The sequence below is a fragment of the Bifidobacterium sp. ESL1118 genome (genome assembly GCF_058505595.1).
The window spans coordinates 837470-854100 of the sequence record NZ_CP196371.1; the positions used below are offsets into that span (position 1 = coordinate 837470).

Consider the following 16631-nt stretch of genomic DNA (forward strand, 5'->3'; position numbering starts at 1 on the left):
TATCGGCTTTGCGAGAATTCGCTGGACAAACGTCTCAGGCCGATTGCAAAGAGGTGAATGTATGGCTGAAGCGTTGAACGCCATGGCGGCAAACGATAAATCGGCACTCCCGCAGAATCCACCGAAGGCTCCTTTGAGAGTCGGGCTTGACATCGGTTCCACCACAGTCAAGGCAGTGGTGCTTGATGCCGACGATGACCTCAAGGACACAATATTCTCTGACTACCGTCGCCACAATGCCAACGTACGTGCCACGGTGGCGGGGCTGCTGCGCGACATCCAGAGCCAGTTGCAACAACAGGGTGAGGATGGCCGGCCTATACGGCTGGCTATCACCGGTTCCGGAGGTCTGGGGCTCGCCGATGACCTGAGCGTGCCATTTGTACAGGAGGTCATTGCAGAGACCCGTGCCATCGATCAGGTGTACCCCGATGCTGACGTCATCATCGAGCTGGGTGGCGAAGACGCGAAGATTACGTATTTGAAACCCACCCCCGAGCAACGCATGAATGGTTCGTGCGCCGGTGGCACAGGGGCGTTCATCGACCAGATGGCGACGCTTCTCGATACGGATGCCTCCGGCCTCAACGAGATGAGCAAAAACTATAAGATTCTGTATCCAATCGCTTCGCGTTGTGGCGTGTTTGCCAAGTCAGACCTGCAACCACTCATTAATGATGGTGCTGACAAGCCTGATCTTGCAGCCTCCATTTTCACTGCTGTAGCCACGCAGACCATTGGCGGCTTGGCCTCGGGCCGTCCCATCCACGGTAATGTGATTTTTCTGGGCGGTCCGCTCTTCTTCCTTTCCGGATTGCGAGACGCGTTTGCCAGGGCGCTTGACGGTAAAGTCGATAAGTTCATCCTTCCAGAGAACGCCCACCTGTATGTAGCCTATGGTTCGGCGCTCATTGCCGGTGACGACGATTCCGATGAGAGTAAGGCTTTCGCTCCACGCACCTGTGCTGACATTTTGGAAGACCTGGAGTCGCTCAAGAACCGACCGATCAACACGGCCACAATGCCGCCCTTGTTCGAAACCGAGGAGGACCGCAGGGCCTTCAACGAACGACATCACAAAGAGCGCATCAAGGTCAAGACGCTTGAAGGTGCCAAAGGTCCCCATTTCCTAGGTATCGACGCTGGAAGCACCACCATCAAGGCCACACTCGTCAACGACGACCGAGAGATTGTATGGTCGTCCTATGCCACCAATGATGGCAGTCCGTTGGATGCAGCCATTGAAATCGTCAAGAAGATCGAGAAGGAGCTTCCCCCGGAGGCATACATCGCCCGCAGCTGCTCCACCGGCTACGGTGAGGGGCTTATCTCTACCGGTCTGCACCTCGACGAAGGTGTGGTGGAGACCATGGCCCATTATCGTGGTGCCGAAATGGTGAGTCCAGGTGTCACTTCCGTCATCGACATCGGCGGTCAGGACATGAAATATCTGGCCATCTCCGACGGCGTGATCGATTCGATCTCCGTCAATGAGGCGTGTTCCTCAGGCTGTGGCTCCTTCCTGCAGACCTTCGCCCAGTCCATGGGGCTTTCCATCGAGGAATTCACCAAGGCGGCGCTGGCCTCCGACCACCCGGTGGACCTGGGTTCGCGCTGCACTGTGTTCATGAACTCCTCGGTCAAGCAGGCGCAGAAGGAAGGCGCCACCGTGGAGAACATCGCTGCAGGCCTGTGCTACTCCGTGGTGCGCAACGCGCTCTATAAGGTCATCAAGTTGCGCGATGCCGGCCAGCTGGGCGACACGGTGGAGGTGCAGGGCGGTACGTTCCTCAACGACGCGGTGCTCCGTGCCTTCGAGCTGCTCACCGGCCGCGAGGTCACGCGTCCCAACATCGCCGGTCTCATGGGTGCCTACGGGGCGGCCCTGACCGCCAGAATGCACTATGAGGATGCGCATGAGACCGACGAATCGGCACCGCACACCCGCTCGGGCATCATCCTGGGCGATGCGCTCGATAGTCTGTCGATGACGAGCAGCCGCGACGTGTGCAACCGTTGCCAGAACAAGTGCAAACTCACCATCACCACATTCCAGGATGGTTCCCGGTATGTGACGGGCAACCGCTGCGAGCGTGGTGCAGACGCCAAGGCCGAGAGAAGCGACAGGCCGAACCTCTACGATTACAAGTACAAGCGGGTCTTCGCCTACCGCAGGCTCACCGACAAAAAGGCCTACCGCGGCGAGATCGGCATCCCGCGCGTGCTCAACATGTACGAGAACTATCCTTTCTGGTTCACACTGCTCACCAACCTCGGCTTCAAGGTCCGTCTCTCCGGCCGGTCCAGCCATGAGCTCTTCCAGAGCGGCATCGAGTCCATAGCTTCCGACAACATCTGCTACCCGGCCAAGATGGTGCATGGCCATATCAAGTGGCTGCTTTCTCGCGGGATCAAAACCATTTTCTACCCGTGCGTCTCCTATGAGGAGAACCTCGTCGAAGGTGACACGGACAACCATTACAATTGCCCGGTTGTGGCGAACTACCCCGTGGTCATCGAGGCGAACATGCCTGAGCTGCGCCAGGAGGGCGTCCGCTACATGCGCCCTTACTTCAACTTGGCGGATCATGACCTCATGGTCGACCGCATCGTCGAGGAGTTCGCCTGGACGAACGTCACCCGTGAGGAGGCCGAGAAGGCCGTCAAGGCTGCGTACGCTGAAGACAAGATCTTCAAGCACGATGTGCAGCAGGAGGGTCTGCGTGCCCTGGCCTACATGAAGGAGCACAACTGCCGTGGCATTGTGTTGGCCGGCCGCCCCTACCACATCGACCCTGAGATCAACCACGGCATCCCCGAGACCATCTGCTCGCTGGGTATGGTGGTGCTCTCCGAAGACTCCATCTGTGAGCTACAGCCGGGAGAGAATCTTCATCTGAGCGAGTATCTTGCCGAAGGTGAGCAGGACCCACGGGCCAAGGACAAGGGCGGTTTCCGCAAGGTGGGTGACCGGAAGGTCACCAAGATGCCGCTTCGCGTGGCCAACCAGTGGGCCTACCACAGCCGCTTGTATGCTGCGGCGAATTTCGTGGCGAGCTATCCGGGGCTGGAATTGGTACAGCTCAATTCCTTCGGTTGCGGCATCGATGCCATCACCACCGACCAGGTCAGCGAGATTCTTGCAGAGAAAGCCGACGTGTACACGTTGCTCAAGATCGACGAGGTGAGCAATCTCGGAGCGGCAAAGATTCGTCTGCGTTCCCTCAAGGCTGCGGTGGAGGAACGCGAGGCCAACAAGGCCCGCCTTGCCAAGGCAGCTGAAGCTATTGATGCCAAGGGTGGTGCCGGTGACAGCTCAGCTGTGGGTCTCGAATCCGCTGAGAAGGCAACCGAGGCAACCCCGGCACAGGATGAAGCCGTTGCCAAGGCGGCCCAAGAAGAGCAAGCCCAGCGTCAGGAGGAACTTAGTGCTGCCGAGGCCAAGCTCAAGGCTGCCAAGGATGAGCTGGCTCGTGCCCAGGCTGCCGTCGATGCCGCGCAGAGCAGAGCTGACGCCATACAGAAAGACACCATTGAAACTTCTGACACAGCTCAGGGCAATGACGGTGCTGCCGCAGCCAATGTAGCCGATGGCGATTCGGCGGTCGCAGCAAAGACCGGCGAATTCCGCAAGACCGGTTCGGCTGCCCCCACACCTGGTCGTCAGGTGCTGCTCGACACCGTCATGAAGGCCAATCCCAATCTCACTGAGGCGGTTAAAGAAGCCTCCCGTCGCGCCAACGCCAAGGGTGGTGCCAGTGGTTCGCATGCTTCATCATCAAATGGTCAGTCTGCCTCTGATCCGGCTGCCACGGCCCAGACCGTCGATGCCAAGCCCAAAAAGCGCAAGGGTACACTGAGCGCCTACGCCAAGAAGGTGAAGTTCCAGAAGGAGATGCGTCGCGACTACACCATCATCTGCCCGCAGATGAGCCCGGTGCACATGAGTTTGGTTGAGGCTGTGATTCGCTCCGGTGGCTACAAGTTCGACATCCTGAAGACCGCAGACCGGCAGGACGTGGAGACCGGCCTCAAATATGTGAACAACGATGCCTGCTACCCGGCCATCATGGTGGTCGGCCAGTTGGTGGATGCCATCGTCAAGGGCAAGTATGACCCCAACAAGGTGTGCCTGGCCATCTCGCAGACCGGCGGCATGTGTCGAGCCACAAACTATTATGGTCTCATCCGCAAGGCTCTGGTGGACGCCGGCTACCCTCAGGTGCCGGTCATCGCCATCTCCACACAGGGCATCGAAGACAACCCCGGTTTCACCGCCACCCCTCAGCTGCTTTGGCGTGCGTTGAAAGCGCTCGTCATAGGCGATTTGCTTATGAAATGTCACTACCGTGTGCGTCCTTACGAAAAGGTGAAGGGCAGCGCCAACGCGCTCTACGAAATGTGGGACACCATCGTGCGCGAGACCATCGAGCACCACGGCTATTCCAAGACCGCCAAGAAGAAGATCGGCAAAGGCTATCTACCCTACCAGCAGTTGCTCAAGGAAATTGTCAAGAGCTTCGATGCACTGCCGTTGAGGAACATCCCGCGCAAGCCTCGTGTCGGCGTTGTGGGAGAGATTCTGGTGAAATACCATCCGGATGCCAACAATCACTTGGTCGACCAGCTTGAGGAGCAGGGTTGTGAGGCCGTGGTGCCCGGCATCATGGAGTTCATGACCACCGGCCCCTACATCACCGATTGGCGCGAGAAATACCTTGGTACCGGTGGCAGCAAGAACGCATACGCCGTCATGCGCTGGGGGCTCGATCGCATCCTCAATCCCGTGCGCCGTGCCATCGATTTGGCTCATGGTAAGTTCAGTCAGGACACCCCGATGCCTGAGCTGGTCAAGCTGGCCAGCACTGTCACCTCCATCGGTGTCCAGGCCGGTGAGGGCTGGTTGCTTACAGGCGAGATTCTTGAGCTTATCCAGTCTGGCTGTCCCAATGTGGTGTGCGCCCAGCCGTTCGCCTGCCTGCCTAACCATGTGACAGGTCGTGGCATGTTCGGCAAGATTCGTAGGCTTCACCCCGAGGCCAATATCGTCTCCATAGACTATGACCCTGGTGCTTCGCAGGCCAATCAGCTCAACCGCATCAAGCTCATGGTCTCCACTGCCAAGAAGAACCATCAGAAAATTACGTCCGCCGACTGATTGACCGGGGTCTGTTCAGTGAGCGGAGGTTTGATTATCGAGTGAATGCCCGAAGTAACATGAAGTCTTTGTTGCCTCACTTTTGTATGTTGCAAAGCATCAACACTCGGGAGATTCTAAGATTGTCATGTTGTCAGGCAGACTGGAAACAAACGAATTCAAGCGTTGCCTTGCTGGTTTTCATGGTGATATGTGAATTTCGTGTTCAAAAGCTACAATGAATTGGTTGAATACTGCGGTGGAGGCTCTGCAGTAATGATGATGCACTGAATGCTGAGGGTGAAGGGACTGCAATGACTGTGACTGCCGATGAACAAGATGAGGTGCAGCCCGGTGGATTACCCTCTGTATCTCATGCAGGGCAAAACGGTTCCAAGGTCAAGACGGATTCGAAGGATGCCTCGTTTACAGGTTCCCAGCATATAGCCTTTGACACGGAGCCTGATTCTTCCTCAAATTCTGCGCAATCCGTCCAAGAGCCTGTGTCAGGTATGGGTGGTCATCGGTGCAGACCTGCACATGCCAAGTCACATGGCCAGGATGATAGAGAAAGCGGCTGGTCTTTCGCCAGGGACACCTTGCTGTATTTCGTTTTAATGTTCATTGTCCTGTTTCTGCTGTTTGCCACCTATAGAGTTCCCTCTGGCTCGATGATGGATACCATTGAGATCGGTGACCGGATCTTTGTCACCAAACTCACCCCGAATATCATCAAACCCAAGCGTGGGGATGTGGTGGTGTTCAAGGATCCCGCGAACTGGCTTGGTGCCAGAGACAACAGTCCGTTGACCGATACATTGGTCAAACGACTTATCGGTTTGCCCGGTGACACTGTGGAGTGTGAAGGCAAAGGCTATCCGGTTACGGTCAATGGTGTGGCGATAGACGAAAGCTCGTATATCAAACAGGGCGTTAATCCGAGTGATTTTGCGTTTAGCGTCAAGGTGAAGCCGGGGAATGTGTTTGTTTTAGGAGACAACCGTGCGAACTCGGCAGATTCCAGATGGCATGCCAATGATGGGAACGATGGTTTGGTGCCAATGCGCAATATCAGAGGCAAGGCACTGTTCACATTCCTGCCGATTCGCCGTTTCGGAACGATGAAGTCGCATCATGAGGTGTTCGACCGCGTCCCAGCCGCGGCACAATCATGAACAGCGATAATACCGAGCGCGTGGTGAAGCATATTGGATCCAGCTCAAATCTTGTGAAGAGGCAGTCGACTCATATGGTGCCCGATTTGCGTCTCGAACGTGATTTGGCCTCTTGCGGGTTTGATCTCATCGTCGGTTTCGACGAGGTGGGTCGGGGTGCCTTGGCAGGGCCCGTGATGGTGGGCGCATCGGCGATGTGGGCACGCGATGTGGCGTCTGCACAGGTGCCCACGGGCCTTGCCGATTCGAAACTACTCACCCCGCATCAACGTGAGGTGCTGTACAAGCCTCTGCAGGATTGGTGTTCGGCAAGTGCCGTCGGCCGGGCGAGCAACAGGGAGATCGATGAGTGGGGCATCAGCCATGCCCTTGGTGTCGCAGCGTTGCGTGCGCTCGACGATCTGGAGCGTGGGTTTGGCATGGGATGTCATGATGTGGATGTCAATGACGGAGCAAACGGTTCCGGCAGAATTGCGGGTTCCGTAACGATCGGTGCCATTCTCGATGGCCCGAACGACTACATATCGAAGGCATCGGGTACCTTCGACGCTCCTGAAGTGCCGAGGCTGCCGCATGTCACTACACGGGTGAAGGCCGACCAAAGCTGTGCCTTGGTCTCTGCTGCCTCGGTCATTGCCAAGGTGACTCGTGACCGTCTCATGACGTCTCTCGCGCTCAGCGACCCGAAATACGCCCCATACGCGTGGGAACGCAACAAGGGTTATGGATCCGCTGCCCATCGCCGGGCGATACGGGAGTTTGGCCCCAGTGACCTCCATCGGGTCACCTGGCATTTGGTTTGATGCTGGTTGCGTGTAGGATGGGTAAACTTTCTCACGTGTTTGTCGGTCGTATGCGAATTTGCAGGGCGAGGGCAGTATTTCCGGCCGATTGTCAGGATGGATTGCCGTTTGGCGGCGAGTCGAAATGAGCAGGGGAAGCCATATCATATATAGTCGTATGTGTCTTCATTCGCGCATTTCGCGAAAGGTTTGAAATGGCTGGCAAGCGTTTACGTTCTCTCGTTCCACACACAGGATTGCTGATGGCGGCGAAAACTCTGTCATTGTGGACTACGTTTCTTGCCGCCATTGGCTTCATTTTCACGCTTGTGGCCTATCTTGCCGTTCCGCTTTCCCGGATGGACGTAAAGATGGGGCATCCTGCGCTCAAGGTGGTCTCTGCTCACGACGGTCACGGTGGCAAGGTCAGAACCTCGGCTCAACCGCAAACGGCTCCTGTCGTGGCCGGCAGTTTTGCCGTCTTCATCGAATTGCTGGTTGTCGTTGCGATTGTGGGCTATATTGCATACCGATTGTCATGTTATTTTGGCAACAAAATCGATGAGCGTATCGATCTCTATCTTCATGAGCAGTTGTACGGCAAGATGCTTGATCTCGGTGTGGCCGGTTGTGGGCGAGAGCATGAGGGAGAATTCGCCTTCGCTCTGTCGGAAGGCCTGACGCGGGTACGGGTCTTTATGGCGATGTCGATTCCAGAACTGGCCTTTTCTGCCTTGGCATTGCTGACGCTTGGCATCACTGTGGCGGCCCTCGACATTGATGCAATGTGGCCATTGCTGGTCTGCCTTCTGTTGATTGGAGTCGTTGCGTCTGTCTGTACCCGCCACAAAAGCCATGCGATTGTTCCGATAAGCACGATGGTGGTTGGGTTGGTGTTGTGCGCCACATTTTCAGCGGTTGTCCTGATTGTCGTTTCACACTATGCTGCCGGTGTCTTGTCCATTTCCAAGGCTGTAACCGTCGTTCTGCTCAGTGCTTGTCTGCTGATTCCCATGCATCGTCTCTTAGGTGGTGTCGTAGCGGATGAGAGTGGTGTTCATGCCTGTGTTCGCATTGCACGGCTTCTTGACATCACGGCCCCTGTGCGTAGCGATGAGCGTTTACGTTTGGGACTGGATGCTTATTCGTTGTCGTTCGACGGTGTCAGTTCCACTGCCGTCGGTGATGCGAACGGTATCAAGGACTTGAGCTTTACCGCAGAACCCGGCCAATTGACGGTGGTTGCGGGTAGTGAGGGGTCTGGTGTGGAGGTCATCTCCGCATTATTGGCTGGCACAGTCAATGACTATGAAGGATCGATTCAACTCAGGCCGAAGCTTTCCGAAGGCTTGGAAAATATTGAACTGCGGCAGCTGACACTGCCTTCATTGGCCACTGCCGTGGCCATTATCGGCAACGGCAGTCTGTTCTTTGAGGGAACATTGCGCAGCAATTTGGCTGCGGCGGCACCGCAGGCCAGTGTAGACGATATGTGGCTGGCACTCAATCGTGCCCGGATCGATGGCTTTGTCTACACTCAGCCTGAAGGCCTCGACACACCGATTCATCCCGATGGCGGCGGCTTGAGCGAAGGACAGCGGCTGAGGCTCATCTTGGCACGAGCGCTGCTGTGCGATTGTTCGGTGTATGTGTTCGAGCACGCTTTGGATGGCGTGGATTCCCAGAGCGCACAGGCCATCAGCTCTGCGATCCATGAACTGGCACGGACAAAAACGGTTCTTTTGATTACCACAGACTTCCATGACGCTGCTCAAGGTGACAACGTGGTGCTCATGGATGCCGGACAGGCGGCATTCATTGGGACACCGCAAGAATTGGAGACCGGCACCAACGGGAATTCGGATTCCTTGCTTTCTGGGCAGACCTTTGCAACCAAAGCTGAGGCCGGAGCCGGTGCATTGCCGTCTCATGGTTCGGCTTGCGAGATTTCTGAGCGCTCCGACATTCATGAAGCCGAGGCAATCACCCGATCGCATGGGCCCGCAGCCAATATGATTGGGCATTGGCCACAGCAAGCCCCAGGAACCGCGCAAGTGGTGGGTTCGTGTATTAGTCGCGTTGTCGAGCGCCTTGCAGGCATATTCGCGCCTGTCTGCGCCGTTCTGGCACTTGCAGCCGAGGGTGGGCATGGCCTTTGGGGATTGGATGCATTTAGGTCGTGCATCGGCGTTGTGGTGTCCGCATTGCTATGGTTTGCGTTCGGTTGCATTGGGCAATGGCTCGACTCTGGCGTGATTGGGCACTCGAAATCGAATGATTTGAGCCGAATGGTCTCAACGTCCTCATCGCATGACCTGCTCCAGGTCGAAGAGAACCAGCAGACACAGACGCGAAAACCCAGTAGCAGCACGACTGCAGAGGCCATGAACCCGTATTGGCTCAAGGTATCGCAACATCAAACCAACTGCACGGCCATTGTTGCGGCGGCGGTGTGTGCAGTATGCGTGGCTGTTTCGGTCCTTCTTGAACCCTACTATGCGGTGGTTCTGGTTGTGGCTTACATTGTGATTGCAGTGGCTTTGGGGTTGCTCCTGCTACGCAGCATCCGTTCGCTCGCATCCGTCATCGTCTCCGATGAAACAGCGATCGACGAACGGACCGCAAATGATGTCCGTGGACTCAACGAGATGATCAGGTTCGGTCAAAGTTCACAGCGTATGCATATGAACATATCCAGGACGCAAAAACTATGCCTTGAACGTCGACGTCTACGCCGTAAGGGGAGTGTCTGCATGGCCATGAGCATGGTGGCGGCCATTGCTGCGATTTCGGTTTCTGTGATGCTGCTGCTCACCAAGGCGTTGGCACCCGTGCCCGGTGTGACGGCAGTGGTCCTGGCATTGTGCTCATTCGCCCCTACGCTGGACGTCGTACGGTTAGTGCCCTTCGGTGCCGTCACTCAAGCTCGTATCTCCTATAATCACGAGAACGGTCAGTGAATTCCAGGAGAGTGGGGAGTGTGGCGTGAAGGGCAGCGATCGGCATACAACGGGGGATGCAGGTCATCGGGCTTGCAAGCATCATATTCAAAGACATCAGAAGAAGACCCGGATCCCAGTACGATGGGTGCTGACACAGGTTTCAAGGCATCGTGAACGGCACAACGGTGCCCATTTCTCTAGGCATCCAGGGGGTTCGGGTGCTTTGCACTGCAGGGTGAGCATTATGGCTGCTGCTGCTGTTGTGCTTGGCATTCTTCTGGGATTGTTGCTACCCCAGGTAAGCCGTCCTTTTGCACAGATTACCGGAAGATTCATCGCGTCCGGGCCCGCTGCCGAGGTTCTACGGACGCTTCGTGTGGATGATGCTCCAAAGGCTTCATCATACGACCGTGACGCATTCCTATACAACAGTGTCGATACCGATGGCAACGGTTGCACTGTGCGTGACGATGTGCTGCAGCGTGATATGAGTCGTGTGACCCATACGGGCGCAGTTGCATGCCAGGTGAGTTCGGGCAGGCTTCATGACCCATACACCGGCAATGACATTCAGTTCGTGCGTGGGCGGCAGACGAGTGCAGCAGTGCAGATAGACCATGTTGTCGCATTGGAGAACGCTTGGCAGTCTGGGGCCAGAAACTGGGATGCCGCTGAACTTGAGCGGTATGGCAACGATATGTACAACCTGTTGGCGGTGGACGGGCCTTCCAACCAAGAGAAGGGGTCGGCTTCGGCCGCCTATTGGCTCCCGAAGGACCCCAGTTACCGCTGTGCGTATGTGGCTAGGCAAATCGGGGTCAAGGAACAATATGATCTTTCGATGACGACCAAGGAGAAGCAGGCCATCGGCGGTGTGCTCAGGTCATGTCCGTCGCAATCCGTGCCGGAGAGCTGACGGAAAGTGACGTTTCAGCGGTTCAATTCGTCACTTTCTGCCAGCCTTTACACCAGTTTGACCAGAGTTTGTCTTGAATGTTAGTCGTTGGTGCCTATGTGCGTCTGCATGGCGTGGATGGCACGCTGGGTCATATCTCTCGTGGAGCCGGCGCCTTTGCCTTTCACCCCCAGGAACACTGTGGCCACCATGGCGAAGGCGATGACTGCGCTGATGCACAACGACATGCGTACGCCGAAGATGCTTGATGCGATGGCTGCGGTGTGGCTTGTGCCCAGCGACTGTTCACGTAGTGAGGTGAACGTCTCCATAAGAATGACCAGTACAGGCGATCCTATAGCACCGGAGACTTGCCTTATGGTGTTCGTGACAGCCGATCCTGCCGACACGTCCTTTGGATCCAGGCAGTTGAGGGACCATGTGGTGCAAGGCATCAGTACGAATCCCATGCCCACTTGACGAATAAACTGGCAAATGGAAACCCACCAAATAACAGTTCCTCCGCCGATGAAACTCATCATAAGGGTACCGATGAATAGAATGCTTGAACCTATGAGGGCTGTAGGACGCGCACCGAATTTATCGAGCATGCGTCCGCCACCAAATTGGGAGATGCATTGACCCAAGGCTCCGGGAAGCATCACCAATCCAGATATCGTCGCCATATATCCACGATCTGTTTGAATATAGAGTGGCAAGATTACGTTGATGGAACTGAAGGCGAAAAAGCTCAGTGCGGCTACAAGCGTGCCCACCATGAAGTTGCGGTTCCTAAGTACCGTTAAATCAAGCAGTGGCGGCTGGACGTTTTTCAGTTCTTCTGCATATGTGCCCTCGTGCGTTTTACGGCGGCCAAAGTGAAGATTGACCACAGGTTCGTCATCCCAGTTTTCATAAGGTCTGGGAATCGGCTTGTCTTTTCCTTCGATGTTACGTAGTTCGATAAGTTCAGTGCGAGCAGAGTCAAATGCCTTTGCATTTTTGACTTGTCTGACAACGAACCAGACGATTCCAAGGAATCCCACGAGCATCATCAGCCAGACCATTGGACTTGAGAATGGATATGACTCAATATTGGTGAAGCCATAGAGCAGACTACCAAAGCCGATGACCGAAAGGCATACTGAGAAGAAGTCTGCTTTAGCCATCTTGTCTTTTTGGTTGAAATTATGCAGTCCGAATATGGCCAGGAGCAGAGCGATGCAGCCAGCGATGCTCAACGTCAGGAAGATGGAGCGCCACCCAGTGGCATCGGTCTGCCAACCGCCGAACGTAGGACCGATGGCCGGGGCAACGCTCATGGCCATGCCAACAGTGCCCATAGCCAGTCCTCGTTTGGCGAGCGGATAGATTGAGAATACGGTGATTTGCAGCACTGGCCACATCACCCCCGAGCCGATGGCCTCCAGTGTGCGTCCCAAGAGGACAATCGCAAAGATATGGCTTTGCCAGGCCAACAGAGAGCCGATGGTGAAGACACCCATTGAGGTGATGGCTATCTGACGTGTGGAGAACCGGCGTGTCAGATAGGCTGTGAGTGGCACCATGACGCCCTGCACTAGCTGGATGATGGAGGTGAGCCACTGGCCGGTGGTCACGCTGATGTGGAACTCGGAGACAATGGTGGGCAGTGCCGCGCTTAGCTGCAACTGTGTGAAATTGCCCAGAAAGGTAATGAAAGTGAGCACTGCAATGGATATGAACGCAGCATGCGTGAGGTGTCCGTCCACATACGTTTGGCCCTTTTGCAAGGGGGTTGATAAATCGCGTTTGCGGCCTTTCTGAACTGTTTCCTGCACGGCTCAATGACTCCTTTTTCACTGTTTGTGTCTCGTGGTACTTGTTTTCGTACTTGCGTCACAGTTTGGATTTATTGCGTGATTGACGCCGATGAATCAGTTGCGATCGAGCTTCACTCAAAGAATGTGATGAGTACAGACAAAGATACATTATACACACGCATTTGATGTGCGTGTATAAGTGAACACCGGAATTTTTTGCCGCTTTCGGTAGAACGTACAATTGAGCCGCAGGACGCAATCAATCCTGCGGCTCAATGATATATTCCGACCGATGGCCAAACGATGTATTAGTAGTTACCGTTGGCCTGCCAATGACGATAGGCACCCTGAATACCTCCATACCGTTGGCAATAACCCCAGAACCACTTCAATTGGGTCTGGTAATTATCGTGCCAATCGGATCCGGCACTCACCATTTTGCTTCCGGGTAGAGCCTGGGGGAGACCATATGCACCAGATGGATTCATGGCATGAACATTCCAACCTGATTCATGCGAGATGATGAACACCGTTGCCGTGAAGTCCTCTTCGCTGTATCCGTTGGACAGCAGATAGTCATGAGCCCATTGTTGCATCTCACCGACGGGTACTGTAGTGCCGATTCCGCTGTCGGTGACTTCTGAGCCGGAACCTGTGCCGACGAGTATGACTTTATCCACAGGAGCGGTTTTTACGTATGATGTAAACACGTTACTTGAAATGGTCTTTCCACCTGCAAGTGTAACAAGACTGGTGGTTTCCATGACACCCTCGACACCTTCGGTTTGTGTCTTTTCCTGACCTTTCGGCAGCGCTGCCGTTTCCTTGCGGATTGTATTGAAGGCGATTGGTTGATCTGACGTCTTGAGCTTCGAACCTGCACGTGAAATAGTGATTACAGTCGACTCTTTGACTTTTGAACTCAGCGATGGACTAACATCGTCGCCAGGTTCCAAGGTGATGTCTCCCTGCTCAAGCACTGATTTTACCGTGGTGAAGTTTTTGCCCACAACAGTGCGAGACTTGTCATCCACCTTAACGGTCACGTATGTGGTGCCGTGGGTGCCATGCAAGGCCTCGCGTGCATTGCCACGCGACACTCCCAATGCACTGGGGTCGGTGGCTGAGTATGCTGCGATTGATTGGCGCCTAGTCTGTCGGTTCTCATGCGCATTGAACCCTATTACTCCACTGATGAGTAAGACAAACGCCACAAAAGAGGCCAGTATTTTAAGCCATTGGCGCTTACTCAGCGAGCTAAGAGTTTTTACTTCCTTGCGATGGTTTGCCATCCTGCTCCTTGAATTCGTCTACGGTGACCATCATCATAGACTTTTTCTGCTGACCTAGGCAAGTATAGCCATCGGTGCGGAAAACAAATTCAATATATAATAAATTGTCCAAATATGCCTTGAATGCAACAGTCCCAACATGAATGAAGATTTCCAAGGCTCACACGTGTGTTTGATGTCAGATTCCAATTTGACATCAAACACGACGGTTGATGGCGCCTTGTCTAGTTGGCTTGTGCCGCGGCTTTCGCAGCCTTGACATCCAGCTTGCGAGCCTGGGCAATGAGGTCATCAAGGTCAGAGGCACGAAGGGCGCCGGCCTGCTTAAAAACGACCTCTCCTTGTTTGGCGATCAACAAGGTGGGTACGGCTTGTATTTCTGCCGCCTGCGCCAGATCTTGGTTCTGGTCGATGTCGACCTTGCCGAAGACGATGTCTGTGTTCTTTTCGCTGGCCTTTTCATAGATGGGGCCGAATGCCTTGCATGGTCCGCACCAAGTGGCCCAGAAATCCACGAGCACCAGTTCGTTGCCGGTGATGGTCTGTTCAAAATTTGCCGAAGTGAGGGTTTGCGTTGCCATAGTGGCTCCTTTCGCATGTTTGTCTCATAATAACGCTTGATGAGGTCTTTGCATCGGTATTTCGTTACCAGCGTTGATTGTGTGTTGCCGGCGGGTGCCGAATGCAGCGTCGGCGTGAAATATGTGAAACAATGGACTCTTATGAATGTTGAGGATCGATGTTGCATTTGCCAGTGGCGTTTACCCGCCGTTGGGTGGATAATGGGAGCATGCCAGTATTGAATGATGAAGTGCCGGATGACGATGATTTTGATGCCGACCGTCCCAGAGGTGAGTTCGACGGCATTACCCCCGATGATTTTGTGCGTGGGTCGGGCAATGGCAATCCTCCAGGTTGGCTTTCCCCAGAGCGAATCGACGAGGTGCGCCGGGAAGTGCCGATACTCTACGTGGAAGTTGTACCCGTACGTTGTGGCGAATTGGGGCAGGTCCGTGAGGTCGGCTCTCTGGTGCGCGTGCGAGACAATGGTTCGGTGGAGCGAACCATGATTACCGGTCGTGTGCTGTTCCACGAGACATTGCGTGAGGCGATGGCGCGCAACATCGCCAAGGATCTTGGAGACATTGCGCTCCCGAGCATTCCAGTGAGCCTGCAGCCCTGTACCATTGCAGAGTTCTTCCCCACGCCTGGCATCTCTAGGTTCTACGATTCTCGGCAGCATGCAGTGGCATTGTGCTATGTTGTGCCTATTTCAGGCGATTGCCATCCGCAGGATTCTTCATTGGATGTGCAGTGGTGTGCAGTGGAAAGCAAAGAATTCGCTACGTTCCTCGATCAGATGGATGGCGGGCAGGCGGACATCGTGCGTCGGGCCTTGGGCTGGGCAAGCGCCGAAGGGTAACAGGGTAAAAGTGGTGCGTTGGGAAACCCCGATTCGCCATAGACCCATACAGGTCATCAGGATGGCATTGGTGACATTGCTTGGCAAGCCTGCTCGGGGCTTTATATATGTTGGATGTGTGCAATCCCAAGACAGCTGTATGGTTGGGCGCATCATGCTTTGGACTCATATACTGTGCTTGTCTATAATCGAAGTGTCGGTGGCTGTGTGCATAAGCCGGCAGGAAAAGAGGATTGGCACAGATTATGGTGCAGGAGCATACGATGCAGAACAAAACAAACGTCGAACGTGAACAGAACACACAGGGCAAGCCCATTGAGGTGGCCAATCATATCTATCGAGCGGGCAATGGTACGCCGCTGGTACTCATCAATGCCTTTCCCGTGGATCATCGCATGTGGGATGCGTGCGCGTCGCGAATCATCGCTCTCAGTGAGGCCGATGGGATGGAGTCCTTCCCCGTTTGGGAGCCGGATATGCCTGGCTGCGGAGTGAGTCCGGTGCCACAGACCGGTCAGTATGGTCCCGTAGATCCGAATGGGGCGTATCCTCAGGCGCTGGATGCAGTTACTGAAGGCTATGCCCGCATGCTTGAGAACGAAGGCTATGACAAGGCCGTATGGGTCGGGCTTTCGATGGGAGGCTACGTGGCGGCCGATATGCAGCGCTTGCATCCTGAATGTGTGGCGGGCATAGCGTTCTGCGACACCACCGCCGGGCGTGATGCAGATGGCGGAGCCGGAAGGCTCACTGTGGCCGACAAGGCCTTGGAGGGAAGCACTGTGGCTCCCGTACTGCACTTCGCCCAGCCCCAGGATGGTGATTCCAGCGTGAAGAAGTCATCTGCATTCATCAGCACCATGACGCAATGGATCGAAGAGCAGTCACCGGCGGGAGTTGCCTTCCGGCAGCGTATGGCGGCGGGTCGCCCGGACCTGAACGATCAATTAGGCAAGATCGCAGTGCCTGCCCTGACGTTGGGAGGTACGTGTGATCCGGCGAGCAGCCCGGAGCATATGCGCGATATGGCGCAACGTATGACTTCGACCGAGGCCCAGACGGTCATTGTCGAGGATTGCGGCCACTTCAGCGCTGTGGAGCATCCTGAGGAAGTGGCCAAGGCACTGGTCTCCCTCATGGCTCGTGTCCAAGCGTGAGTATGCTGCTTGCCCCTTTGCCTTCC

10 protein-coding genes are annotated in these 16631 nt (G+C 55.3%); 7 read left to right on the top strand and 3 right to left on the bottom strand.

Translation table 11 applies throughout. The features are described 5' to 3' along the window. Nucleotides 1–82: 82 nt before the first annotated feature. The 5 genes from ACSYSS_RS03255 (at nucleotide 83) to ACSYSS_RS03275 (ending at nucleotide 10952) form a co-directional block, all read left to right on the top strand. Nucleotides 83–5158 (top strand): acyl-CoA dehydratase activase-related protein, encoded by a 5076-nt coding sequence (locus ACSYSS_RS03255; RefSeq protein WP_491704201.1) that lies wholly within the window; start codon nucleotides 83–85, stop codon nucleotides 5156–5158. Nucleotides 5159–5451: 293 nt separating this feature from the next. Beyond that, on the top strand, nucleotides 5452–6312 hold the full coding sequence (gene lepB / locus ACSYSS_RS03260) for a signal peptidase I (protein WP_491704045.1): 861 nt from the start codon (nucleotides 5452–5454) through the stop codon (nucleotides 6310–6312). Between the two features lie 74 nt (nucleotides 6313–6386). Beyond that, nucleotides 6387–7115 carry a ribonuclease HII gene (gene rnhB / locus ACSYSS_RS03265; protein WP_491704202.1) on the top strand — a complete coding sequence of 243 codons (729 nt, stop codon included), beginning with the start codon at nucleotides 6387–6389 and terminating at the stop codon, nucleotides 7113–7115. Between the two features lie 242 nt (nucleotides 7116–7357). After that, the gene (locus ACSYSS_RS03270) at nucleotides 7358–10054 is read left to right on the top strand and encodes an ATP-binding cassette domain-containing protein (protein WP_491704046.1); all 2697 of its coding nucleotides are present in this window, start codon (nucleotides 7358–7360) and stop codon (nucleotides 10052–10054) included. A 226-nt stretch (nucleotides 10055–10280) separates the two neighbouring features. Next, entirely contained in the window at nucleotides 10281–10952 is a 672-nt protein-coding gene (locus ACSYSS_RS03275) for an HNH endonuclease family protein (protein ID WP_491704047.1), read from the top strand. A gap of 80 nt (nucleotides 10953–11032) precedes the next feature. Here the strand turns inward: ACSYSS_RS03275 and ACSYSS_RS03280 are convergent, their stop codons facing one another. The 3 genes from ACSYSS_RS03280 to trxA form a co-directional block, all read right to left on the bottom strand. After that, nucleotides 11033–12751: an MDR family MFS transporter gene (locus tag ACSYSS_RS03280; RefSeq protein ID WP_491704048.1), complete on the bottom strand. Its 1719-nt coding sequence runs from the start codon at nucleotides 12749–12751 to the stop codon at nucleotides 11033–11035. Between the two features lie 290 nt (nucleotides 12752–13041). Further along, complete coding sequence (locus tag ACSYSS_RS03285; RefSeq protein ID WP_491704049.1) at nucleotides 13042–14025, bottom strand: resuscitation-promoting factor; 984 nt, start codon at nucleotides 14023–14025, stop codon at nucleotides 13042–13044. A gap of 224 nt (nucleotides 14026–14249) precedes the next feature. Continuing rightward, nucleotides 14250–14606 (bottom strand): thioredoxin, encoded by a 357-nt coding sequence (gene trxA / locus ACSYSS_RS03290; RefSeq protein WP_491704050.1) that lies wholly within the window; start codon nucleotides 14604–14606, stop codon nucleotides 14250–14252. A 209-nt stretch (nucleotides 14607–14815) separates the two neighbouring features. Here trxA and ACSYSS_RS03295 point away from each other — a divergent pair, with 209 nt between their 5' ends. Both ACSYSS_RS03295 and ACSYSS_RS03300 read left to right on the top strand, forming a co-directional pair. Then, a complete protein-coding gene (locus tag ACSYSS_RS03295) occupies nucleotides 14816–15448 on the top strand; it encodes a DUF4916 domain-containing protein (RefSeq protein WP_491704051.1) in 633 nt (210 codons plus the stop codon). 263 nt (nucleotides 15449–15711) lie between these two features. Continuing rightward, the gene (locus ACSYSS_RS03300; protein WP_491704052.1) at nucleotides 15712–16605 is read left to right on the top strand and encodes an alpha/beta fold hydrolase; all 894 of its coding nucleotides are present in this window, start codon (nucleotides 15712–15714) and stop codon (nucleotides 16603–16605) included. Nucleotides 16606–16631: the final 26 nt, after the last annotated feature.